A 23,988-nucleotide genomic window follows, 5' to 3' on the forward strand; every position below is an offset into this window, starting at 1 on the left:
TAAAAATGCTTATATTTTAAAGGAACTTTCCAGTAAAACTGTATCTAATTAATAAACTTTAAATAGTAAGACAACCATTCAGCTAGTTTGATAGACTAGCTGCTATTATCGAATAAACTTGATTGAAAACCGTTTAATCCAGTTTATTTAATTAAGTTATCAACAACTTAATTCCAATTTTAATTATAGCGAAGTGAAACGTGGCCAATCAATTTAAAAAACTTATCCTAACGAGCCTCGCAATGGCGAGTTTCTCATTAAGTGCAGCACCGAGTGTGATCCCCGATACACCCGTCGTTGCAGCTAAAGCATTCATATTAATTGATTTTGATTCAGGCAAAGTGATCGCAGAAAAAAATGCCGATGATTCATTAAAGCCTGCCAGCCTAACTAAAATGATGACCAGTTATGTTATTGGCCAAGAAATAAGATCCGGCAACATCAACCTTGATGATCAAGTAACTATCAGTAAAAATGCATGGGCTAAAAACTTCCCCGATTCATCAAAGATGTTTATCGAGGTTGGCAAAACCATAACAGTAGAAAAGCTCAATCAAGGCATCATCGTTCAATCTGGTAATGATGCTTGCGTGGCGATGGCAGAGTATATTGCCGGCACCGAAGGTGCCTTTGCGCAGTTGATGAATTCATGGAGCAAACAGCTCGGTATGGATGCCACGCACTTTGCTAATAGCCACGGTTTAGATAGCAAAGATCAATACACTACCGCGCGTGATATGGCTACATTAGGGCAAGCACTTATCCGTGATGTGCCTGAAGAGTATCGCATTTACTCGCAAAAGAAATTTACTTATAACGGCATCACCCAATACAACCGTAATGGCTTATTGTGGGATAAAAGCATGAACGTAGACGGCATTAAAACCGGTCATACCTCAGGCGCTGGTTACAATCTCGTTTCTTCAGCAACGAAAGATAACATGCGTTTAGTGGCGGTGGTACTGGGTACTAAAAGTGCCGATGCACGTAAAGCAGAAAGTAAAAAACTGCTTAACTTCGGTTTCCGCTTCTATGAAACAGTCACACTGCATGAAGCAAATTCAAGCATAGTGGCAGAACGTGTATGGATGGGTGAACAAGAGCAGATTGAACTAGGTCTAGCAAATAAATTAACGCTGACAGTACCACGTGGCCAAGCCAAAAACTTAACCGCTGATTTCGAGATCCAAAAAGAGCTAAGCGCACCTATCGCTAAAGGTGATATCGTCGGTAAAGTATTCTATATACTTAACGATGAAGAGATTGCTCAAGCTGATTTGATCGCACTTGAAGACGTTGAATTAGGTAGTTGGTTTAGCAGATTAATTGATTATTTCAAATTATTATTTGCCGGTTGGTTTGGTTAATCCTTTCCCTGACACAGTTACCCGATTATATACCCAAGCTACTTCAAGCTGCACAATCAGCAAACCGAAAGGAGAGGATATTCAAGGCATGAAGTCGAGGATTTAGTTATTCTAAATCAAGGCTTCATAACGCCGAAGATGCCTTCGTTCGGCTTGCCCTGCGGGAGGCGAGCAGGGATAACAGCACAGCGTTACAATATTTGAAAATGGGATAACCATTATCTACATATTGCGCCTTGTACTGATATCCCTGCTCGTCTCTGATCTAGCATCTTGAAGTAACTTGGGTATAATGACGAATACAAAGGAGGCAGTTGTCTCCTTTGCCATTATTTCTAAGGTACGAGAAAAACTAATGTCTTTAAATACCAAATTCGACGAACTGCTTGATTTTCCTTGTCTACTTAACTTTAAAGTTATCGGTAATACCGATCCTAAACTCGAAGATAACATTGTTGCAGTGGCACAGAAGCATGTTCCAGGTAACTATGCCCCTAGCTCAAGAAAGAGCAGCAAAGGCACTTACAACTCTGTATCTATCAAAATTAAAGTCCAAGACAAAGATCAAATAGAAGGCTTATACGTAGCGTTCGGTGCGATCCCAGGTGTGGTCCGCGTTTTATAATAACTAATATCCATATCAAAAATCTAATTAGTGTGGCTAATTAGATTTTTTGCGTTGGTGTTAATCATATAGAAGAGCATATTTTGTCAGAACATAGCATTATAATTCGTCAACTTAATCGCCAACCTTACTGTACTGTATTTGACGCGATGAAGTCGTTTACTGATAACAGAGACGACCACACTGAAGATGAACTTTGGTTTGTTGAGCACGATCCCGTGTTTACCCAAGGTCAAGCTGGTAAAGCTGAGCATATACTGGCGACTGGCGACATCCCCGTCGTGCAAGCCGATCGCGGAGGCCAAGTGACTTATCATGGCCCTGGTCAACAAGTAGTGTATTTTTTACTCGATATTAAACGCCGTAAACTTGGCGTACGAGACCTTGTCAGCCACATCGAGAATGGTATTGTTGCCACACTGGCAGAAACAGGTATTGAAGCCTACCCTCGTGCAGATGCACCCGGTGTTTATGTTGCTGACAAAAAAGTTGCTTCATTAGGTTTAAGGATCAGAAAAGGCCGTTCGTTCCATGGTTTAGCGCTTAATGTAAACATGGACTTATCCCCTTTTCTGCGTATTAACCCTTGTGGTTATGCGGGTATGGAAATGACCCAAACAAGTGATCTGGGTGGTGCTACCAGCTTAGAAGAGATACAACCTAAGCTAGTCGAACACCTATGTTCCCTGCTAGAATACACCCAATTAACTTTCAAAGATGGATTAACAGAGCATGAGTAATACCGTTCGATTAGAGCCAGGCGTTAAACTTCGCGACGCCGATAAAATGGCTAAAATTCCAGTTAAAATTATTGCTACTGAGAATGATGAGATCCTGCGTAAGCCATCGTGGCTGAAGATCCGTCTACCGAAAAGCTCTGCTCGTATCCAAGAAATTAAAGCTGTGATGCGTGAAAACAACCTGCATTCAGTTTGTGAAGAAGCATCTTGTCCAAACCTTACTGAGTGCTTTAACCACGGTACTGCGACCTTTATGATCATGGGTGCAATCTGCACTCGTCGCTGCCCATTCTGCGATGTTGCTCATGGTAAACCATTACCACTCGTTGCCGAAGAACCGCTTAAATTAGCGCAAACGATTGCCAAGATGAAGCTAAAATACGTGGTAATTACCTCTGTAGATCGTGATGATTTACGTGATGGTGGCGCACAGCATTTTGTCGATTGTATCCGTGAAATCCGCTTACTGAACCCTGAAATAAAAATCGAAATTTTGGTTCCCGATTTCAAAGGCCGTATGGATAAAGCATTAGAAATCTTTAAAGATACACCACCAGATGTATTTAACCACAACCTAGAAACTGCACCACAACATTACAAAATGGCGCGTCCTGGTTCTGATTATCAGTGGTCTTTACGTTTACTTAAACGCTTTAAAGAAATGCACCCGAACGTTCCAACTAAGTCAGGTCTAATGATGGGCTTGGGTGAAACCAACGAAGAGATTGCAGAAGTAATTAATGATCTTGCTGAGAATGGCGTAACGATGCTGACACTAGGTCAATATTTACAACCAAGCCGTCATCACTTGCCAGTGAAACGCTACGTTCACCCAGACGACTTTGATGCACTTGGTGTACTTGCAAAAGAAGTTGGCTTTGAGCATGCTGCCTGCGGTCCATTCGTGCGTTCTTCATACCATGCAGACTTACAAGCACAAGGCAAAGAGGTTACTTAACCTTACCTGTGTTTTATCAACGCTAACACGATAATATATTTTCGCTGTTAGCGTTGATTTACCCCTATCCATAGCAAATCAGCAAACTTCACATCACGATTTAACTATCCAGCTACCTGAACACTATTTAGCCGGCTTTTTTTCACTCGTGTCAAAATAAGCACCCGGTGCGCTAAGTAACCGTTTCGTCGCATCAACCGGCATTTCTAAAATACCTTTAATGGCCCCTTTTGCCGCCCCTTTCGAGGCATTTTCACCAATCTTATCACTGGCTTCAACCAAGGCTTCAACACGGGTGAGCGTTGGTGGTATATCCATGCGAACTTTTTCAACCTGAGCTAAAATTGGTGGGATTAATCCGTTAATATCATCGACACGCTTGTTCACCGCGTCCACGCGCCTCAAGATGGCAGGGATCCGTTTATTGACCGCATTAACTTGCTTTAATAACGCCGGTAACTCGGCACGCACTGCCGCCACTTCAGCGAGAATGGCAGGCACAGCTAAACGCACTGCTGCAACTTCTTGCAAGATTGGCGGAATACTCACACGGAGAGATTCCACTTCGGTTAGAATAGCCGGAACACTACCACGCACAGCAGCAACTTCGATTAAGATATTCGGGATACTTTGCGCATTTATCATTTCAACTTGCGCCACTATCGCCGGTATTTGTACCGAAATATCATCGATCTTCTGCAATATATCAGGCAGAGCCTTTCGAACTTCAGCCACTTCTTTGGTCAAGTTCAGTACCGCATAGGAAAAATAGCTTAAACTTGCTGCAACCAAGGCTGCAGCTAATACTGTTGAAGTATTAAACCGTGAAGCTACTTTGTTTACCGCTTGTTGAACCATAAGCTCCTCCTTGCATGTCACTCTAGGCGAATATAAAAAAGGCAGTCACATATTACGGGACTGCCTGAGCACTTAATCAAATTAGCAACACAGTAAGATGCTTATGGTCGAATTAAACCATCACCAATTGCAATCCATTTATACGTTGTTAACTCTTCTAACCCCATTGGACCACGTGCATGTAATTTTTGTGTTGATACCGCAACCTCAGCGCCTAAACCAAACTGGCTGCCATCAGTGAAACGCGTACTCGCATTCACGTAAACAGCCGCTGAGTTAACCGCATTCAAGAAACGCGTCGCATTGGTTAAGTTATCCGTTAAGATCGCATCTGAGTGCTCTGTTGAATGCTCACGAATATGAACAATAGCTTCTTCAACATCAGCGACAACTTTAACGCCTAACACCAGCGCGAGCCATTCTTGATCAAAGCAATCAGCTGTGGCCACATGTAAATTCTTTGCATTCACATTTGATAATGCAATATGCGCTTTTGGCTCAGCACGTAATTCCACTGCATTTGTTGCTAAACGTTCAGCGAGTAATGGCAAGAAGCTTGCGGCTATGTCTTTATGCACTAATACCGTATCTAATGCATTACAAGCAGAAGGACGTTGGACCTTGGCATTTTCAATGATCGCCAGTGCATCTTCAACATTAGCAGATGCATCAACAAACGCATGACAAATACCCATACCACCTGTGATCACCGGGATGGTACTCTGCTCTTGGCATAAACGATGTAAACCGGGACCACCGCGTGGGATGATCATGTCGACATATTTATCCATTTTCAATAAAGCAGTCACCAATTCACGATTCGGATCTGCGATCACTTGAATCGAATCTTTTGGTAATTGCGCTTTTTCTAACGCTGTTTGGATCAAATACACCAAAATTAAGTTTGAATGAACGGTTTCTTTACCGCCACGTAAGATCGCGGCATTACCTGTTTTCAAACTTAGCGCCGCAATATCAATCGTCACATTCGGACGCGCTTCATAAATCACGCCCATCACGCCTAATGGAATACGACGTTTTGATAAACGTAAGCCGTTTTCTAATACCTTACCTTCAGACTCAGCGCCCACTGGATCGGGTAAAGCAATCACACCACGCACGTCGGCAATGATCGCAGCCAGTCTTGCTTCTGTTAATAATAGACGGTCTAGCAACGCATCGGTTAAACCGTTGGCTTTACCGGCAGCAATATCTTTCGCATTCTCGACTAAAATCTCTGCTTGGCTATTTTCTAATTCACACGCAATACATTCTAGAGCGTAATTCTTCTGTGCCGTGGTTAACGTTGCTAATTCATAACTCGCAAGCTTGGCTTTTTTTCCTAATTCTTGTAACACGTTATCTTCCTTAAAATAAAACTAAATCATCGCGATGGATGGCAACAGCACCGTAGCCATAACCTAACTTGCTTTCGATATCACACGAATGGCAACCTGCAATTGTTGCAAGCTCATCACTGGTATAACGGCAGATGCCACGCCCAAGTAATTTACCTTGCAGTGATTGTAACTGGATCACATCACCACGTTTAAATGTTGCCGATACTTCGGTAATACCTTTCGGTAATAAACTGCTGCCTTTTTGCGTTACCGCAGTCACGGCACCATCGTCGATAATAACGATACCCGATGGTGGCGGACCTGCTAATATCCATTGTTTACGGCTTTCTAATGGACTGATATGCGAAGGAAATAAGGTACCAACATGCTTGCCGGCAGCAACACGTAACACCACATCTTCAGCAATACCCGCCGCAATCACCACATCAATACCTGATCGGCAAGCAATTTCAGCCGCTTGTATCTTAGTTGCCATACCACCAGTGCCTAGACCGCCGACAGTGCCACCCGCTAATTGACGTATCTCATCATCAATCACATCAACAACTTCAATCAGTTTCGCATCTGGGTTATTACGTGGATCAGCGGTAAACAAGCCTTCTTGATCGGTTAACAGCATTAACGTATCAGCGTTCGCTAAAATAGCCGCAAGTGCCGATAAATTATCATTATCACCCACTTTGATTTCAGCTGTAGCGACCGCATCATTTTCATTAATAATCGGCACAATACGGTTGTCTAATAATGCCCGCATGGTATCGCGCGCATTTAAAAATCGTTCACGATCATCAAGATCTGCACGTGTTAATAACATCTGTCCGACATTGAGGCCGTAGATATTAAACAGGCTCTGCCAAATAAAAATAAGCTGACTTTGACCAACAGCGGCCAACATCTGCTTATTTGCCATGGTGGGGGCTAATTCAGGAGCACCTAAATGTTCACGTCCGGCAGCAATCGCGCCAGACGTTACAACTATAATATCATGCCCTTGCTTGTACAATTTCGCACATTGACGAACCAACTCAACCATGTGGGCACGATCTATTTTTGCCGTGCCACTGGTTAATACACTGGTTCCTAACTTCACCACTATGGTTTTCTTAGCCATTTAACTCATTCTCGTTACTAACTTAATGAGTATTTTGACCTGAGAAGCACTTTTATACAATAGGGGGAAGCTTGATAGACGGGGAAAGTACAGCGAAACACTGCACTTTTATCAGATCTAACGCTGCGTTTATTATCAGACCGAATAATCGGATAGAATTGATGAAAATAACGACATAATCAAGATGCTATGCTGCAGACAAGATCAAGGTCTTTGCCAATATAGAGGACGGTTTTAGGTTAAAGCTCAATTGCTCTGTCAGACAAACAGATAATTTCTCGTAGAATACATTAAGTGATTTTGTGACATCATGTTGCAACGCTTTGGGAATTGGCGTTATGATCCACTCACCGGCTTTATTATACGTGCCAAACTGATATTGATATTCAAACGTATCATCGACTAAATTCATCTCTAGCCACCAACCGTAAAACTCACGTTCATCAGGTTCAATGTTGGCATCAATACAGACACTAAAGCAATCGAAGTAAAAAGAGGTAGGTTGGCAATTATGTTCTCTTAAATAAGGGCCGAGAGCATTTAAAATACGAATACGTTTACGAAAATAAATCAAGTTTGGGTCAGTCGCTATTACCATAATGATTATCTCTTATGTGCTGTTCGTGATGAATTATGCGCTATAAATGATTCACTATAAATGTTGAGGGATAACTATTAAGTATAGTTAACAATAAATGCAGGTCAAATAATACGACTAAAAAACAAGGTTTTTACAGTGTATAATATCGATAAATGCAGTGTCGCGAGTTACGACACTGTTTAATAACGAGAATACAGACTGACCTATAATCTCGGTAGTTTAATTAACCTTGTTTGCAGATTGGTTCTACAAATTCAATCGCCATATCCCAAGGTAACTCAATCCAAGTATCCTGGCTAATAGCAGTCACAAAATCATCAACTAAATGCTCACCCAGTGGCTTCGCATAGACAGTAACAAATTTACCTTTAGGGTACATTAGGCGAATTTTCTTCGCTGTTTCACCACTATCAACTAAATCATCAATAATAATAAAGCCTTCACCATCACCCGGTGCTGATTTTAATACCGTCATATCACGCTGATGATCGTGGTCGTAGCTTGAGATACATACAGTATCAACATGACGTAAGTCTAATTCACGCGCAAGAATGGCTGCAGGTACTAAACCACCACGACTAACCGCAATGATACCTTTCCACTGTGTTGCAGGAAGAAGTTTACGAGCAAGTTTACGCGTATCACGCTGTAAATCATCCCAAGATACTATAAATTTATCACTCATTTAACCAACCTCTATATACACTTAGCGAACGAACTAAGGTATAGCTATATAAAATCATCAACGAAGGGTTTACGTACAAAAAATCAGACTTTGCACACTCAATTTGCAACCCGTAAAGATACCAGTACTTGACCCTTGGGACAAGTTATTAACTGGCAATTACCTCCTATAGAGTATGATAAGGCGACAACTTGTTTACGGTATCGCATAACTATAGATTAACACAGTGGATTTGGAATATTACGCTTTACTATCTCAATAAACTGGAACATCCTTTGTCTCATGCTAAGTATAATGATTAATTCCAACTAAGGAGCTACTGTAGTGGCAAATTTAAGTAATTTAGAACCGCAAGTTGTCTGGAATATTTTTGAGCAAATGTGTGCCCATCCACGTCCTTCAAAGCATGAAGAAAAGGTATCTGCGTGGATCCAACAATTAGCGAAAGATCATAACGTTGAATGTAAAGAAGACAAAGTGGGCAACCTTATCCTACGTAAACCAGCGACCGCTGGTATGGAAGATCGTAAGGGTGTGGTATTACAAGCGCACATGGACATGGTTCCGCAAAAAAATTCTGACACCGAGCATAACTTTATTACTGACCCTATCGATGCCTATGTTGATGGCGAATGGGTAACTGCCCGCGGTACAACACTTGGCGCTGATAATGGTATTGGTTTAGCTGCAAGTCTTGCCGTTATCTTTTCAAACGATATTGAACATGGTCCACTCGAAGTCCTTGTCACTATCGATGAAGAAGCAGGTATGACTGGCGCGTTTGGTCTTGAAGCTGGTTGGCTAGAAGGTGACATCCTCCTAAACACCGATTCAGAAGACGAAGGCGAAGTATACATGGGTTGTGCAGGCGGCATCGATACCACAGTGTCTTTTTCTATCGAACGTGAAGACACGCCGACGGGTCACCAAACATTTGAAGTCTCTATTTCTGGCCTAAAAGGCGGTCACTCAGGTGTTGATATTCACCTTGGTCGCGGTAATGCCAACAAATTACTGGCTCGTCTTTTAAAAGAAGCGGGTCGCGATATGGGTGTTCGCCTTGTTGAGATTAACGGCGGTTCACTACGTAACGCAATTCCACGTGAAGCTTTTGCAGTGATTACGGTTGCGCCAGCACAACGAGAAGAGTTTAAAGCGTGTTTAGAATTCTTTGCTAAAACAATTAAAAAAGAGCTTACAGCGACAGAACCTGATTTCTCAATCTCACTGATCCCAGTTCCAAATGAACCAACAGTGATGACTCAAGATTGCCAGACTCGCCTTATTACTGCACTTAACGGTGTATTCAATGGTGTACTGCGCATGAGTGATGAGATTGAAGGGGTAGTTGAAACATCATCTAACCTTGGTGTAATTCAATCACGCGGTAAAACAGTGCATATTCAATGCTTGATCCGTTCTTTAGCTGACTCTTGCCGTCTTGATGCACAAGAAATGATCGCATCGGTATTTGAACTTGCGGGTGCCGACGTGAAATTTGACGGTGCTTACCCGGGTTGGAAACCAGATACCAGTTCACCAGTGATGCAGATCATGCGTGACGTATATGAAAAAGAGTTTGGTTCTGTACCAAAAATCATGGTTATCCATGCAGGTCTAGAATGTGGTTTATTCAAGACTTCATACCCAACGATGGATATGGCATCATTCGGTCCAACCATTTGCTTCCCACACTCACCTGATGAGAAAGTAAATATCACCACTGTTGATATGTTCTGGAAATACTTACTGGCGATCTTAAAAGCGATCCCAGTTAAGTAAGCTAAAACACGCTATATCGATTGACTCGTTTGCTTTGAGTCTGCGAACCATTATCAAAAAGCCAAGTCTCGTACTTGGCTTTTTTGCAGCTAACATACTAATATAATTTCAATATCATCTTCTTACAAAGTCCATTAACGGTGCACGCCTATGAATGAGATCCTCGAACTGCAGACCAATCAAGTTTCTTTTATCAGTGGATTAATGGCGGGCTTTTCTTTATCCATCGCCGCGCAGATCTTACGTAGCCACCGAAAAAGCATTTATAGCACCATCACCCTGCTTATGTTTACTCTGACCTCCTTGCTATTTGTTGTCGCATTGTATATCGACGTGCGTTTGAGCATTGAAGTGGCCACTATTACTACCTTCTCTGCCCCGGTATTAGAACAAATCAGCCAAGTTCGAGCTATCGGCACCACCTCAGCCAGCATTGCCCTGTTTCTGTTTATTATTGCGATTGGTATGCTCACTTGGTTACAAGGTAAAATAGCCGGGATATGCGGGACACTACTCGCCTTTGTCACGCTCTTGTTAGTCATCATCGCTAAATACAAAATTGATGCTATTGCCCTGTTACTACATCAACAATAGCTACATCAACAATAACAACGTCATCAAACGCGACTCAATAGACAACAGCTGTAGTGCAACGTATCAATTGCATTAATCCCATAGCAGTAATAACAGGTGTATATCCATTGAGGGATGACGCTACGGAGTAATATTTGCTACAATTTAGTTATATAAACAATCCGATGAAAGATAAGCGAGTGATGATGAAAAAAATGGCCATTTTAATAATCAGCCTAGCCAGTTGCTTTTCGACATTTACGACGCAAGCCAGTAGCGCAGGCGACGCGTGGGAAGCCTCTAAAGAAGCGATGGGGGAAGCATGGGATAAAACCAAAGAAGCAACAAATAAAGCCATTGAAGCCGCGAAGGGTAAAACCGATGAGCTATTAGAAGAAAGTGCGGAACACAGCGATGAGTGGTTCGAATCCTTAAAACAAGGTGCAGAATCAGGCTGGGATAAAACCAAGAAAAAAATAGAAGAGTTACAGAAAGAATTAGATGAAGCCAAGAAATCAACAGCAGAAGATGAAAAAGAGCAGAAGCAATCGGCACCTGAAGCAACGCCGATTGATAACGCTATTCCAGAATGGCAAAAAGCTTAGTACTAATACGTTAGCACTAAGCTTTATTAATCAAGATAACGTGATGATGGCATAACGATTAAATACCACTACCACCCACTTCATCACTCTCTTCATGTAAACCACATTCACGCTTGAGACCAAAGAAGCGTGTCTCTTCTTCCGTCATGCCTGGTTGCAGCGGTTGTGACGTATGCACATCACCGACCGAAACATAATTCTGTTCCCACAACGGATGATAACTCAGCCCGTTATCTTGCAGATAATAATGAATATCTTTATTGGTCCAATCAATAATAGGCAAAAATTTAAAACAGCCATTTTGAATAGACAATACCGGTAATGCTTCGCGACTCGATGACTGACTACGACGTAAACCAGAAAACCATACTTGTGCACCCAATTCTTTCAGCGCACGTTTCATTGGTTCAACTTTATTAAGCACATTGTATTGGGTAATGCCCTCAACACCTTGTTCCCACAATTTACCATAACGCGACTCCTGCCAAGCAGCAGACTGCGGCGCGCTATATATCTGTAAATTAAGGCTGAGTTGTTGAGTTAACTCATCAATAAACTGATACGTCTCCGGGAATAAGTACCCGGTATCGGTTAAAATCACCGGAATATCAGCTTTAAACTGCGTTAACAAATGCAAGCACACGGCTGCTTGAATACCAAAGCTCGATGACAATACTAATTTGTCACCCAGCTCAGTAACAGCCCAATCAACACGTTGCTGCGCTGTCATCGCTTCTAGCTGAGCATTAACCACGGTTAAAGCTGCTTTCTGGCCTGCCTTATCTAACGTTAATAATTCATCTAGGTTCAATTTAGCCATGGAAATCTCTCGCCGCAATAATCACAGGTTTAATCACGTCACTGCGCACCACAAAATCACCAAAACGTTCATCAGGTAAGGCATTACTTGCCCATTCTGCAATTAATGTATCAAGGATCGCTAAGATCTCTGCTTCACCAATATTTTCTCGGTACATCTTGTTTAAACGCATGCCGTTATTCTTCGCACCTAAATACATATTGTATTTGCCCGGCCCCTTACCAACAAAGCCAACTTCCGCTAAGAATGGACGACCACAACCATTGGGACAACCGGTCATACGCATCACAAAGTGTTCATCAGGAATGCCGTGTTTTGTTAGCAAACCTTCAACTTTAGTCACCAATGATGGTAAATAACGCTCTGCTTCAGCCATCGCTAACGCACATGTCGGCAGTGCAACACACGCCATTGAGTTCAAGCGTTGCTGACTTATTTCATCTGAATACAGGCCATATAAACGTGCCAGACGTTCGATTTGTTCTTTATCTTGCTCTGCCACACCAGCAATGATTAAGTTTTGGTTGGCGGTCATTCTAAAATCACCTTGGTGGATCTTAGCAATTTCAACTAACCCGGTTTTAATCGGATGGGTTTCGGTATCAATGATACGACCATTTTCAATAAATAGCGTTAAATGCCATTTATTATCAATGCCTTTGATCCAACCAAAGCGATCACCACGAGTGGTAAACTCAATGGCTTTTGGTGTTTCAAATTTAATACCTGAACGTAATTCGACTTCTGCACGGAATTTATCCACACCATGGTCTTCTAGGGTATATTTCAAACGTGCACGTTTACGATCAGTACGGCAGCCCCAATCACGTTGTACCGTTAATACCGCTTTCGCGATTTCAACTGCATCTTCTGGTTTTACAAAACCAAAATCATCCGCTAAACGAGGGAAAGTATTCACATCACCATGGGTTGTCCCCATACCGCCGCCCACTAATATATTGAAACCAGCGAGCTTACCGTTATCACCAATCGCCACAAAGTTTAAATCATTGGCATGAATATCCACGTCGTTGTGTGGTGGAATAGCCACGGCAATCTTAAATTTACGTGGCAAGTAAGTTGGCCCATACATAGGTTCAACTTCATTACTATGCACTTTTTCACCGTCTAGCCATAATTCTGCATAGGCATTGGTGTTTGGTAATAAATCATCACTTAAACGAATAGCCCACGCATAAGCTTCTTGGTGTAATGCAGATTCAACCGGGTTCGGTGTACACATTACATTACGGTTCACATCACCACAGGCGGCAATCGAATCCAAGTTAACCGAGCCTAATGCTTGGATCAATGGCTTCACTTGTGGCTTTAAAATACCATGGTACTGAAATGTTTGACGTGTCGTCAGACGGATACTGCCATAGATAGTTAAGTCACTGGCAATACGATCTATCTCTAACCATTGCTCAGGAGTACAAATACCACCCGGAACACGCGCTCGTAGCATAAAGCTATGACGAGGTTCTAACTTTTGTTTCTGACGCTCGGCACGAATATCACGATCATCTTGCTGATAAAAACCATGAAATTTCGTTAATTGCATATCATCATCTGACAGTCCGCCAGTGATTTGATCTGCTAAGCCTTCAGCAATGGTGCCGCGTAAAAAATTACTTTCTGTTTTAATGCGTTCATTAACCGCTAATTTCTTGTCGCTCATCAGTAAACATCCCTCTGATAACGTTTATTTCGACGTAGTTCAGCAACATACTCTTCTGCTTCGCTACGCGCTAATTTACCTTGCTCTGCTACAATCTCGATCAATGCTTCATTGACATCTTTTGCCATTCTATCGCCGTCACCGCAGACATAAACATGAGCGCCTTGCTCTAACCAGGCATACAGCTCTGCCGCATTTTCACGTAAACGGTCTTGCACATAAACTTTCTCTGCTTGATCGCGTGAGAACGCCACATCCATCTTAGTCAATAGTCCCGATTTCAAGTAGCCCTGCCATTCGGTTTGATACAGGAAATCATCAGTGAAGTGCTGGTTACCAAAGAATAACCAATTATTACCTGCTGCTTCACGTACGTCACGTTCTTGTACAAAGGCACGGAATGGTGCGATCCCGGTACCAGGACCAATCATGATCACAGGTGTGTCATCGTTACTTGGTAGACGGAAGTTATCGTTGTGTTCAACAAAAACCTCAATCTCAGCGCCTTCTTCGAGACGTTGAAGGAAACCAGAAGCACCACCAATACGCTGTTCACCATTTTGCTGATAATCAACCACAGCAACAGTCAAATGCACTTCACCTTCCGCTTCATTAGGACTTGAAGCAATGGAGTAAAGACGTGGCGTTATCTTGCGTAAACCACTAATAAGTTGTTCTGCGGTTAATTTTGCTTTCTTTTCATCAATCACATCTAAGATTTGACGACCATAACAATAGTTACGTAATGCTGCTTTATCATCGAGTAATTTAGCTAATTTCTTCGAACCAGATAGTTCAGCATAAGCTTGAACGAAACTTGGATAACTCTGGGTTAATTCGAAACGATTAATCAGTGCATCGCGTAAAGTTTCAGTTTCATTTGCGACGGTAACCGTTTCTGTACCATCTAATTCCAGTTGGTCTAAAATCGCATCGACAAGCACAGGATCATTCTTAAACCAGATCCCTAACGCATCGCCAGCTTGATAACGAATACCGCTATCATCTAATGCAATTTCAACATGACGAATATCTTTAGCAGAGAAACGCCCAGTGATCTTTTGATTCACTAATAGTTCGGTTTTAAATGGCTTCTTTTTTGTATAGGTATTAGCAACATGATTTGACGCCACAGCAGTAATCGGCACTGCCGTCGTTGCTTCTTCTAGCGTTGCTTTAACTGCGGCAAGAGCCTGTTCGCTCCACGCAGCAACCATATCATCATAATCAACATCACAGTCAGCACGTGCGACAACCGCTTCAGCACCCAGTGCAGCTAAGCGCTCATCAAACTCCAAACCGGTTTGACAATAGAACTCATAACTTGTATCGCCTAATGCGCAGACACTGTATTTAAGCTCTGGTACTTTAGGGGCTTTTTTAGAGGCTAAGAACTCATGGAAAGTAACAGCATCATCTGGCGCTTCGCCCTCACCATTGGTACTCGCGACAATTAGCAAATGCGATTCTGTTTTCAATTCTTTGGCTTTATAATCTGCCATATTCACAAGTCGGGCTGCGATACCTTGCGCTTGCGCTTGCTGATAAAGTTCTTCCGCTACGCCTTTGGCATTACCGGTTTGTGAACCAAATAAAATAGTGACACGTTGAGCAGGTTGAGAAACCGCGCCTTGTGCCTGTACTTGAGTTCCAGATGCTTGGCTTATCCCTGCCAAATACCCACTTACCCACGCGGTTTGCGTTGGTGACAAATCATTAAGTGCTAATTGCAATTGTGATAACTGCGGTCCACTCAACGGACTCGTCAATGATGATAGTTCCTTTAATAGCATATTACGGCTTCCACTGTGCTGAATTAGGTAAAGATTAACGACTGTTAACGATAACCACAAAGAATAAATAATGATTTTTTATTCCTTTTCGTTATATGCAAACTCGCCACCTCGAGTATCCACAACAAATAAAACAAACCTTACCAACAAAGTTAACACCTATCTTTAACATTTATAGTGTAATTCGACATAGTTACATGGCAAAATAGTTATTCCAAAAAACCATTAGCAGGATCATAAAATGGCAACTTATTTACTGACACAGTTAAATGAACAAGGCGTATTAACGTTAACCCTCAATCGATTAGATAAACTCAATGCATTTAACGGTGCGTTTTATACCGAGCTAGCGGAGGCTTTTCGTCAGGCTGATAACAACCCAGCTGTACGTGTGGTGATACTGCGCGGTTCAGAAAGTTGTTTCAGTGCTGGTAATGACATGGCTGATTTCATGAATGGTATGGGCTTCTCTAAAGATCAGCCACTGGTGCAGTATATGCTGGCATTATTACACTTCTCAAAACCAGTAATTGCCGCAGTAGCGGGGCCAGCTATCGGTATTGGTACCACGATGCTCATGCATTGTGACCTCGTGTACCTAGCCGATAACACCGTACTGCGCCTGCCATTTACTGACCTTGCCGCCGTACCAGAATATGCCGCTAGTCTTATATTACCGCGTATTGCCGGTCATCAACGCGCCGCCGAATTGATGTTGCTTGCAGATAAATTTGATGCGCAAACCGCATTAGAAATCGGTCTGGCTAACAAAGTACTTCCCGCTGATGAATTATTTGCAATGGCTGAAAAAAGTGCACTAAAGCTAGCGGCGAAAGCGCCTGCATCGTTACGTAATACCAAAAAACTGATGAAAGCTGAGTTGATTAACCAAATAGAAAAAGTCATCGACGTTGAACTTGAGTACTTCTCAGCAGCACTCGAAAGTGAAGAATCAAAAGAAGCAGTAAGCGCCTTTATGCAAAAGCGTAAACCTGATTTCTCACGATTTAATTAATCATATCTTATATTAAAAAATATTGAATCTACTCACAAGGTTCAGACACAATTATAAATAGGCCACAAAGTAGAACAGAAATAGCGCTTTGTTTTCTGTTCTACTTTACCTATCAAAGTGGTCAGCGCATAATCAAACCTTATACATGTTTATACGCACATAGCGCCATAATGCAGCTAGGCCCGATGAGTGCTAAACTGTGCGATAGCATGTAATTTTATATTTGAAGCGGTAGATAATTATGATAACAAACAGTGATGGCTACGTTCAGCTAATTCATTTTTTAGCTGATAACTTGGCTATTTTTGAACACCATAGCCAGCAAGGCACTTCGACTACAGATACCATTGGTGATATCTTTTCCGAACATATCGCGACGAATACTATGGCTGTGTGTAATCAACATCAACAGCTTACTGAAAAACATCGCTTTGTTATTATTCGTGAAATAGACGCCATAGTGGGTGATTTAGAAGAAGTATTATCCAGTATTTGGAATATCTCACCGAGTCATGAACAAATGGCGTTTATCGAAGAATTTGTTGGTTTAATGAAAAATCTGTTTGATAGTGAAATATCTAAATTAGTGTAAGTAATAACTTAATATAATATTAAGCTAAATAAAAAGCCAGCCCACATAACATGAGCTGGCTTTTGTATTTAGGGTAACGCTAGATTATGCTTTTAGACAACGTTCGCCACGTGCGATACCACAAACACCACTTCGAACTACTTCGACGATCTCTGTCTGTGACGCTATTGTTTTGATGAAGCTATCAAGCTTATCGCTATCACCCGTCAGTTGTACGGTATATAAAGAATCAGTGATATCGACAATTTGACCACGGAAAATATCCGATGTACGCTTCACTTCTGCACGAACAAAACCAGCTGCTTTTACTTTAATTAATAACAGCTCACGTTCAATATGTGCACCTTCGGTAAGATCACTCACTTTTAACACATCAATCAGCTTATTCAATTGCTTCATGATCTGCTCGACAACAGCCCGATCACCGTTTGTAACCAAGGTTAAACGCGAAAGCGTGTCATCATCAGTCGTTGATACAGTCAAAGACTCAATATTGTAACCACGTTGTGAAAACAAACCAACGATGCGTGACAAAGCACCTGATTCATTTTCTGTTAATACTGAAATTATACGTCTCATGAGGTGGTTTTCTCCGTCTTACTTAAATACATATCGTCCATTGCGCCATATTTAATTTGCATCGGATATACATGCTCTTCTGGATCAATAATAATATCCATGAATACAACACGATTTTTATTTTCTTCCGAGAAGCACTCAGCAAAGGCTTTATCAAGATCTTCAGGTTTACTCACCTGAATACCAACGTGATGATAAGCTTCCGCTAATTTAACAAAATCAGGCATAGACTCCATATAAGAGTGAGAATGACGGCCATCATAAAACATTTTCTGCCACTGTTTAACCATGCCTAGCGCACCATTATTCAGGGTAATAATCTTCACCGCAATACCATACTGTAGGCAGGTTGATAGTTCTTGGATGTTCATTTGAATAGAACCATCACCAGAAATACAACATACTACCTTTTCTGGGTTGGCAATTTTAGCGCCCATTGCAGCAGGAAAACCAAAGCCCATGGTACCGAGACCGCCGGAGTTGATCCATTGGCGTGGTTTATCGTACGGGTAGTACAAGGCACCAAACATTTGATGCTGGCCTACATCAGAGGTAATAATCGCTTTACCCTCTGTATGTTTATATAAGCCTTCGATAACCGCTTGCGGTTTAATTGACAACCCGGTTTCATAGCTAAGGCATTTTTTAGTACGCCAGCTATCGATTTGTTTCCACCAAGCTGCACGTTCTTCTTCATTCGCAGTAACATCCAACTCTTCAATAATCTCAAGCATCTGCTCAACAACCACTTCGATAGAACCAACAATAGGAATATCAGCGTGTACGGTTTTAGAGATTGATGTTGGGTCGATATCAACATGAATTATTTTTGCTTCAGGACAGAATTTATCAATGGCATTGGTGACACGATCATCAAAACGTGCGCCTAAACAAATGATAAGATCTGAGTTATGCATGGTTTTGTTCGCTTCAAACGTACCATGCATACCTAACATACCGACATTCTGTGGATGCGTACCTGGGAAGATACCCAGCCCCATCAAGGTATTCGTTACCGGTAGGTTTAACTGTTCTGCAAATTTAAGTACTTGTGTTTCAGCATTCGCAATTACCGCGCCACCACCAACATAAAGTACTGGTTTTTTAGCCGTTGCAATCGCTTTAACGGCCTTACGTACTTGTCCTTTATGACCTGATGTAACAGGGTTATATGAACGCATAGATACGCTTTCAGGGTATTTGTACGGAAATTTAGCTAACGGGTTTTGCGTATCTTTTGGTAAATCGATTACCACAGGTCCAGGACGACCTGTTGACGCGATATAATACGCTTTTTTGATCGCTTCTGGGATCTCAGAAGCTGTTTTACATAAAAAACTGTGTTTTACAACAGGACGAGATACACCCATCATGTCCGTTTCTTGGAATGCATCGTTACCGATCATTGACGTAGGAACCTGACCCGATAAGACAACCAGCGGAATTGAATCCATATACGCGGTAGCAATACCAGTAATACAGTTTGTCGCACCTGGTCCAGATGTAACTAGGACGGTACCAACTTTCCCTGTTGAACGTGCATAACCATCTGCAGCATGTACTGCAGCTTGCTCATGACGTACTAAAAAATGTTCAATTTGACTTGATTCGAATAACGCATCATAAATATCAAGAACAGAGCCACCAGGATAACCGAAGATATGCTCAATACCCTCATCTTCCAGTGAGCGGATTACCATTTCGGCACCAGACAACATTTCCATAAGCAGGCCCTCCCGGCCCATTTCCTAATTCTAGTTTGACAACTGTCGACATTGTAACAAATTAGTTACAAGTTTAAACTTCCCATTGAATTAGATTAACTTTATTTTTATTGGTTTATTTATTAAAATTAACAAAATAAAATCATCTTTAAAAGCAATATGAGAAATTAAATATTAAAAAAATTCATCATCATCACTTAGAACGATATATTTCAACCGGAAATATGAAGGGAACAAAGAGGTGCAGATCAACAACACGTTGATTTAAAATCAAAAAAATATCTTCCACGGTAAGTTGTCCATGTAATAACACACGGCTATTTTAAAATAAACAATTTCTCGAATAACGATATAATTAACTATACTGATGGCTGGTCAATCATTTCAGTCGCAGAATTTTCATTGCGATTCGCCAACCACATATTTAACGTTGATAACGACATGGGTTTTGCGTACCAGTAGCCCTGTACCTTATAACAACCTTGTTTTAGTAAGAATTCTGCTTGCCCTGGGTGCTCAATGCCCTCACCCAGCAACTCTAACTTTAAAGCATCGCCCATAGCACAAATACCCTTCACTATTTTTTGACTACGCTCCGAGTCAACGACACCTTCAATAAAGCTACGGTCCAACTTAATACCATAGAACTTAAATTTATGCAGATAGCTGAATGAAGAATAACCAGTGCCAAAATCATCAATCCATAACTTGATACCTAAATTATTTAATTCGCGTAATACTCGCAAGTTCTCACTATCTGCATTCATTAAGGTGGTTTCAGTTATCTCAAAATGGATCTGGGCTGGGGATAAAGAGTAACTCGCTAAAATACTTCTGACATTATGTACAAAGGCATTATCAGCAAGTTGTTGTGGGGCGATATTGATCGCAATGAAATACTCAGGATTGTTGATCTGTAATAACGCTAAATCACTGCAAACTTGTTTTATGATCCATTGACCTATAGGCACGATAAGACCCGTTTGTTCCGCCACCGGAATAAAGTCATCGGGGGGTACTAAACCACGAACAGGATGATTCCAACGAATTAACGCTTCAAAGCCTAGCTCTTTTTCTGTTGATATATCGATGATAGGTTGATAATAAATTTCAAATTCACCATTGATAATCGCCTGATTAAGTTCTTGCTCAAGATGGACTCGGTATTCCAATTCTCGCATGTACTCAGGTTTAAAAAAAGCCACTCCATGCTTGCCTGACTCTTTGACTTTATACATCGCCATATCCGCTTTTTTCAATAATGAGTCACTGCACGTACCGTGCTCAGGACTAATACTGACACCGATGCTGACACCGATGACGATACTCTCACCAGACAATTCAATTTTACGACGGATATTTTTAAGCAATTGGTTCAAGATAGGCGCGATATCTTCAGCATCTGAAAAATCCATTATTAATATCGCAAATTCATCGCCACCAATACGAAAGATATCTGTTTTATACATGTTAGGTTGCAGTGGGTAACCTAACGACAGTTTAATGCGTTGCGCGATAATAGCGATTACTTGATCGCCGACATTATGACCTAAAGTATCATTGATATCTTTAAAATCGTCGAGATCCAAAATACATAACGCGGTATTACCTTGCCCTTCTGCCATTTTGCTATCGAGCATTTCTAGAAATTTAAATCGATTGGCAAGTCCAGTGCAATTATCTAAATATACCGATAAATCCAGTTCGACAAGTCGCCCTTGCAAGCGGGATAACTCCAAATTAGCTTTTCGCAGATTCTTCCTGTAGTTACTTGTTTTATAAATACAAATAACACCAATAATGCTGACCAGAATAGTAATGATGACGGAAGTAGGCGTTAAGATGATCGTATGGCGAAATGCTAATAAAAAGAACCAGATTGCATCACTCGAAAACGCGAAAAGATAGACGCAAGAAAACAGTGCTAGCGAGCTACCAACCGCAATTAAGGTAAGAACAATTTTGCGCCATTGATGTGAAGTATTCCCGGTATTGAACTTGTCCATAATTAGCACTATCCGTTGTTACCAATCTACTTAATTCATATTCAATTAAGATTAGTGCAGATCAATAACAATGGTGTGAATATTTTACTAGGCTTAGTAATAAATAGAAGAAAGTGCTAGGGCAGTAAAGGTTTACTCAGTCATAAATGTGATCTAGCAATAATAATCCCGTTGTAAGCCACCTTAACAGTGCACAACGGGATGAGTATGCTAGAGGGAAAACTTAAGACTTTATATTTTTTCCTTTTTTAACAGTGCTATACATACTTTCGATCAAGCTACTATAGCGCTGTTGAATCACTTTACGTTTTAACTTAAGCGTTGGTGTTAGCTCACCTTTTTCATTGGTAAACGGTGATGCCACGAGCTTAAATTTCTTCACTTGCTCAAATTTAGCCAGCTCTTTCTGCATCTCTTTAACACGCTCATCAAGTAATTCAACTATCTTAGTATGCTTAAGTAAGTCAACATAGGATTCGTATTTTAGATTCAGTGTTTTAGCATGCTCTTCAATTGCTTCTTGTGCAGGCACAATCAAGGCTGAGGCATATTTTCTGGCATCGGCAAATACGGCGACTTGTTCAATGAAACGATCACGACCTAACGTACCTTCAATTAATTGTGGGGCAATATATTTACCACATTCTGTTTTCATTAAATCTTTCAAACGGTCGGTAATATACAAGTAGCCATTTTCATCAATCGCCCCTGCATCGCCGGTTTTAAGCCATTCACCATCAAAGGTTTTGGCCGTTTCTTCTGGCTTGTTGAAGTAACCGCGCATGACAGTCGGACTTTTAATCAAGATCTCGTTTTCAGCGCCCAGTTTCACTTCAATACCCGGTAACACCGAACCAATCGATCCGAGTTTAAAATCTTTCGAATAACAGCTCACTGTCGCCACAGTTTCTGTCATGCCGTAGCCATATTTAAGGTGGATACCGATTGCTTGGAAAAATAAGTTAACTTCATCATCGAGTTTCGCACCCGAGCAAGGGAAGAAGCGTACATTGCCACCAAATACGGCGCGCAATTTAGTAAATACTAATTTATCAGCGATCGCATGTTGCAGTTGCAATAATGGCGACACAGACGTACCCGCTTGTTGTGCTGCAAAGCGTTTCTTACCAACGCGAACAGCCCAATGAAATAATTTTTTACGTGCTGCCGGGGCATTCTCAACTTTATTCATCATGGTTGTATGGATTTTTTCATACAGACGAGGCACCGCACACATCACAGTAGGCTTGGTATCTGTTAAGGCTTTTTGAATGCGCGCAGGATCTTTCAGGTAAGTATTTTCGGCGCCCCATAACAATGCATTAAACGTCCAAATACGTTCAAACACATGGCTTAACGGTAAGAATGCTAATGAAACATCATTTTCTTCTAAACGCGTTTCGGACTCATTCGCCGCTAATGCAGCTTGAATGTTAGCATAATCAAGCATCACGCCTTTCGGTTCTCCGGTGGTGCCAGAGGTATAAATTAAGGTAATAAGATCATCTGAACTAGCTTGTTTAATACGCTGTGAGAGCGCTATCGATGATGGGCTATTAGGTGTGAACGCTAGCATATCGGCATAAGCAACAACACGAGGATCATCAGGTAAATTAACGGTCGAAGAAAACACAATAAGGGACTGCAGCGATTCACATTTATCAAGTAATGGTAAGGCGAGTTTTAACTCCGCTTTATCACCAATAAACATGCAGGTAATATTGGCATCATTAATTATATATTCAGCTTGTGATGAAGTACTGCTTGGATAAAGTGGTACCGAAACGGCACGACACTGCTGCAGAGCGAGATCGGCAATCGTCCATTCTGGTAGATTATTTGACCAAATACCCACGCTCTCCTGAACTTTAAGTCCACGATTAAGTAAGTTATTTGCCAGACCTTCGATACGTTCACCCATCTGTTTCCAGCTAACGCGATCCCAACCAGTTTTGGTTTTACTCTTCAAGGCTGTTTTATCTTGATACTGCTCAATCCTTGCAAGGATCTGATTTACGAAATGCTGACTCATGTCTAGTTCTCATGTTAATTCGGGCGCAAACAAAACTCGGCTTACACTTGTAAGCCAGAGAGGGTAGCCTGTAAAATTTCATTTGTAAAATAAATGAAGATTTTATAACCTATTTAACACTCAACAATCCAACAATAGCGTCATTTCAGTTATAAATTGGGGGTTTTCGCCACAAATTATAACTTATTTAGTCATTACTCTCGATAATAAGTTAAGTGTCGCTAGTGACTGGCTAAATGCGACCAACTGTCTAATGGTTCATCACAGGCTCTTTCAACTAAAGATATATCAATCCCCATCTCGGTTAATTCTTTCAGTGTTAGGTCATCTGCAAGCTCAGCCACCTCGCCTTGTTCATTTTTAAATAACATATCTCACTCCACGATAAAAAACCTAATTTAAGTGTGGCATAGATCAAAGAAAGGTCTAATTTCTCTATGCAATAAAAGTAATATTACCAGGCTTGCCTTATGTTATGTC

At 41.3% G+C, this 23,988-nt stretch carries 22 protein-coding genes; 9 read left to right on the forward strand and 13 right to left on the reverse strand.

Annotation, left to right across the window (positions count from 1 at the left end):
• The first annotated feature begins 200 nt into the window (after positions 1-200).
• The 4 genes from PE36_RS10580 to lipA all read left to right on the forward strand — a co-directional run bounded on the left by PE36_RS10580 (position 201) and on the right by lipA (position 3,690).
• Positions 201-1,367: a D-alanyl-D-alanine carboxypeptidase family protein gene (locus PE36_RS10580; protein WP_006032014.1), complete on the forward strand. Its 1,167-nt coding sequence runs from the start codon at positions 201-203 to the stop codon at positions 1,365-1,367.
• Positions 1,368-1,722: 355 nt separating this feature from the next.
• A complete protein-coding gene (gene ybeD, locus PE36_RS10585; RefSeq protein ID WP_043994425.1) occupies positions 1,723-1,992 on the forward strand; it encodes a DUF493 family protein YbeD in 270 nt (89 codons plus the stop codon).
• 83 nt (positions 1,993-2,075) lie between these two features.
• Positions 2,076-2,732: a lipoyl(octanoyl) transferase LipB gene (lipB, locus tag PE36_RS10590; RefSeq protein WP_043994426.1), complete on the forward strand. Its 657-nt coding sequence runs from the start codon at positions 2,076-2,078 to the stop codon at positions 2,730-2,732.
• Positions 2,725-3,690, forward strand: coding sequence for a lipoyl synthase (gene lipA, locus PE36_RS10595; protein WP_006032017.1), 966 nt, complete (start codon positions 2,725-2,727; stop codon positions 3,688-3,690). Before lipB ends, lipA begins: the two co-directional genes overlap by 8 nt.
• Before the next feature lie 123 nt (positions 3,691-3,813).
• Here lipA and PE36_RS10600 read toward each other — a convergent pair whose 3' ends face one another.
• From PE36_RS10600 to gpt, 5 genes are all read right to left on the reverse strand, one after another.
• Positions 3,814-4,548, reverse strand: a complete 735-nt coding sequence (locus PE36_RS10600; protein ID WP_006032018.1) for a hypothetical protein — start codon at positions 4,546-4,548, stop codon at positions 3,814-3,816.
• Positions 4,549-4,649: 101 nt separating this feature from the next.
• Positions 4,650-5,906, reverse strand: a complete 1,257-nt coding sequence (locus tag PE36_RS10605; protein WP_006032019.1) for a glutamate-5-semialdehyde dehydrogenase — start codon at positions 5,904-5,906, stop codon at positions 4,650-4,652.
• A gap of 10 nt (positions 5,907-5,916) precedes the next feature.
• Positions 5,917-7,020 carry a glutamate 5-kinase gene (gene proB, locus PE36_RS10610; RefSeq protein ID WP_006032020.1) on the reverse strand — a complete coding sequence of 368 codons (1,104 nt, stop codon included), beginning with the start codon at positions 7,018-7,020 and terminating at the stop codon, positions 5,917-5,919.
• A 187-nt stretch (positions 7,021-7,207) separates the two neighbouring features.
• Positions 7,208-7,618, reverse strand: coding sequence for a sigma factor-binding protein Crl (gene crl, locus PE36_RS10615; protein WP_006032021.1), 411 nt, complete (start codon positions 7,616-7,618; stop codon positions 7,208-7,210).
• 226 nt (positions 7,619-7,844) lie between these two features.
• Positions 7,845-8,306 carry a xanthine phosphoribosyltransferase gene (gene gpt, locus PE36_RS10620; RefSeq protein ID WP_006032022.1) on the reverse strand — a complete coding sequence of 154 codons (462 nt, stop codon included), beginning with the start codon at positions 8,304-8,306 and terminating at the stop codon, positions 7,845-7,847.
• A 324-nt stretch (positions 8,307-8,630) separates the two neighbouring features.
• Here gpt and PE36_RS10625 point away from each other — a divergent pair, with 324 nt between their 5' ends.
• The 3 genes from PE36_RS10625 (at position 8,631) to PE36_RS10635 (ending at position 11,266) form a co-directional block, all read left to right on the forward strand.
• Positions 8,631-10,088 carry an aminoacyl-histidine dipeptidase gene (locus PE36_RS10625; protein ID WP_006032023.1) on the forward strand — a complete coding sequence of 486 codons (1,458 nt, stop codon included), beginning with the start codon at positions 8,631-8,633 and terminating at the stop codon, positions 10,086-10,088.
• A 150-nt stretch (positions 10,089-10,238) separates the two neighbouring features.
• Positions 10,239-10,682, forward strand: coding sequence for a hypothetical protein (locus PE36_RS10630; RefSeq protein ID WP_006032024.1), 444 nt, complete (start codon positions 10,239-10,241; stop codon positions 10,680-10,682).
• Between the two features lie 134 nt (positions 10,683-10,816).
• Positions 10,817-11,266, forward strand: a complete 450-nt coding sequence (locus tag PE36_RS10635; RefSeq protein ID WP_232286569.1) for a hypothetical protein — start codon at positions 10,817-10,819, stop codon at positions 11,264-11,266.
• A gap of 58 nt (positions 11,267-11,324) precedes the next feature.
• On the opposite strand, the gene PE36_RS10640 is transcribed toward PE36_RS10635, so the two are convergent.
• Genes PE36_RS10640 through PE36_RS10650 form a run of 3 tightly spaced genes read right to left on the reverse strand, consistent with a single transcriptional unit; the run spans position 11,325 to position 15,560 of the window.
• Entirely contained in the window at positions 11,325-12,086 is a 762-nt protein-coding gene (locus PE36_RS10640; protein ID WP_006032026.1) for a phosphoadenylyl-sulfate reductase, read from the reverse strand.
• Positions 12,079-13,767 carry an assimilatory sulfite reductase (NADPH) hemoprotein subunit gene (cysI, locus tag PE36_RS10645; RefSeq protein WP_006032027.1) on the reverse strand — a complete coding sequence of 563 codons (1,689 nt, stop codon included), beginning with the start codon at positions 13,765-13,767 and terminating at the stop codon, positions 12,079-12,081. Before cysI ends, PE36_RS10640 begins: the two co-directional genes overlap by 8 nt.
• Positions 13,767-15,560 carry an assimilatory sulfite reductase (NADPH) flavoprotein subunit gene (locus PE36_RS10650; protein WP_006032028.1) on the reverse strand — a complete coding sequence of 598 codons (1,794 nt, stop codon included), beginning with the start codon at positions 15,558-15,560 and terminating at the stop codon, positions 13,767-13,769. Before PE36_RS10650 ends, cysI begins: the two co-directional genes overlap by 1 nt.
• A gap of 241 nt (positions 15,561-15,801) precedes the next feature.
• Between PE36_RS10650 and PE36_RS10655 the strand changes: the two genes are divergently transcribed.
• Complete coding sequence (locus PE36_RS10655) at positions 15,802-16,575, forward strand: enoyl-CoA hydratase (RefSeq protein ID WP_006032029.1); 774 nt, start codon at positions 15,802-15,804, stop codon at positions 16,573-16,575.
• Positions 16,576-16,816: 241 nt separating this feature from the next.
• Complete coding sequence (locus tag PE36_RS10660; protein ID WP_006032030.1) at positions 16,817-17,167, forward strand: DUF3802 family protein; 351 nt, start codon at positions 16,817-16,819, stop codon at positions 17,165-17,167.
• Between the two features lie 84 nt (positions 17,168-17,251).
• Here PE36_RS10660 and ilvN read toward each other — a convergent pair whose 3' ends face one another.
• The 5 genes from ilvN to PE36_RS10685 all read right to left on the reverse strand — a co-directional run bounded on the left by ilvN (position 17,252) and on the right by PE36_RS10685 (position 23,879).
• On the reverse strand, positions 17,252-17,746 hold the full coding sequence (gene ilvN / locus PE36_RS10665) for an acetolactate synthase small subunit (protein ID WP_006032031.1): 495 nt from the start codon (positions 17,744-17,746) through the stop codon (positions 17,252-17,254).
• The gene (locus tag PE36_RS10670) at positions 17,743-19,470 is read right to left on the reverse strand and encodes an acetolactate synthase 3 large subunit (RefSeq protein WP_006032032.1); all 1,728 of its coding nucleotides are present in this window, start codon (positions 19,468-19,470) and stop codon (positions 17,743-17,745) included. Before PE36_RS10670 ends, ilvN begins: the two co-directional genes overlap by 4 nt.
• 359 nt (positions 19,471-19,829) lie before the next feature.
• Entirely contained in the window at positions 19,830-21,476 is a 1,647-nt protein-coding gene (locus PE36_RS10675; protein WP_006032033.1) for a bifunctional diguanylate cyclase/phosphodiesterase, read from the reverse strand.
• Positions 21,477-21,699: 223 nt separating this feature from the next.
• The gene (locus tag PE36_RS10680; protein WP_006032034.1) at positions 21,700-23,508 is read right to left on the reverse strand and encodes a long-chain fatty acid--CoA ligase; all 1,809 of its coding nucleotides are present in this window, start codon (positions 23,506-23,508) and stop codon (positions 21,700-21,702) included.
• Positions 23,509-23,729: 221 nt separating this feature from the next.
• Positions 23,730-23,879 (reverse strand): hypothetical protein, encoded by a 150-nt coding sequence (locus tag PE36_RS10685; RefSeq protein WP_006032035.1) that lies wholly within the window; start codon positions 23,877-23,879, stop codon positions 23,730-23,732.
• Positions 23,880-23,988 lie beyond the last annotated feature (109 nt).

It is taken from the genome of Moritella sp. PE36, from assembly GCF_000170855.1.
Taxonomy (GTDB): domain Bacteria; phylum Pseudomonadota; class Gammaproteobacteria; order Enterobacterales; family Moritellaceae; genus Moritella.

Bases quoted from the DNA above. Each gene is read 5' to 3' on its own strand.
- ybeD (WP_043994425.1), top strand. From the start codon at position 1,723: ATGTCTTTAAATACCAAATTCGACGAACTGCTTGATTTTCCTTGTCTA.
- lipA (WP_006032017.1), top strand. From the start codon at position 2,725: ATGAGTAATACCGTTCGATTAGAGCCAGGCGTTAAACTTCGCGACGCC.
- PE36_RS10600 (WP_006032018.1), bottom strand. From the start codon at position 4,548: ATGGTTCAACAAGCGGTAAACAAAGTAGCTTCACGGTTTAATACTTCA.
- proB (WP_006032020.1), bottom strand. From the start codon at position 7,020: ATGGCTAAGAAAACCATAGTGGTGAAGTTAGGAACCAGTGTATTAACC.
- crl (WP_006032021.1), bottom strand. From the start codon at position 7,618: ATGGTAATAGCGACTGACCCAAACTTGATTTATTTTCGTAAACGTATT.
- gpt (WP_006032022.1), bottom strand. From the start codon at position 8,306: ATGAGTGATAAATTTATAGTATCTTGGGATGATTTACAGCGTGATACG.
- PE36_RS10630 (WP_006032024.1), top strand. From the start codon at position 10,239: ATGAATGAGATCCTCGAACTGCAGACCAATCAAGTTTCTTTTATCAGT.
- PE36_RS10640 (WP_006032026.1), bottom strand. From the start codon at position 12,086: ATGGCTAAATTGAACCTAGATGAATTATTAACGTTAGATAAGGCAGGC.
- cysI (WP_006032027.1), bottom strand. From the start codon at position 13,767: ATGAGCGACAAGAAATTAGCGGTTAATGAACGCATTAAAACAGAAAGT.
- PE36_RS10650 (WP_006032028.1), bottom strand. From the start codon at position 15,560: ATGCTATTAAAGGAACTATCATCATTGACGAGTCCGTTGAGTGGACCG.
- PE36_RS10655 (WP_006032029.1), top strand. From the start codon at position 15,802: ATGGCAACTTATTTACTGACACAGTTAAATGAACAAGGCGTATTAACG.
- PE36_RS10660 (WP_006032030.1), top strand. From the start codon at position 16,817: ATGATAACAAACAGTGATGGCTACGTTCAGCTAATTCATTTTTTAGCT.
- ilvN (WP_006032031.1), bottom strand. From the start codon at position 17,746: ATGAGACGTATAATTTCAGTATTAACAGAAAATGAATCAGGTGCTTTG.
- PE36_RS10670 (WP_006032032.1), bottom strand. From the start codon at position 19,470: ATGGAAATGTTGTCTGGTGCCGAAATGGTAATCCGCTCACTGGAAGAT.
- PE36_RS10675 (WP_006032033.1), bottom strand. From the start codon at position 21,476: ATGGACAAGTTCAATACCGGGAATACTTCACATCAATGGCGCAAAATT.
- PE36_RS10680 (WP_006032034.1), bottom strand. From the start codon at position 23,508: ATGAGTCAGCATTTCGTAAATCAGATCCTTGCAAGGATTGAGCAGTAT.
- PE36_RS10685 (WP_006032035.1), bottom strand. From the start codon at position 23,879: ATGTTATTTAAAAATGAACAAGGCGAGGTGGCTGAGCTTGCAGATGAC.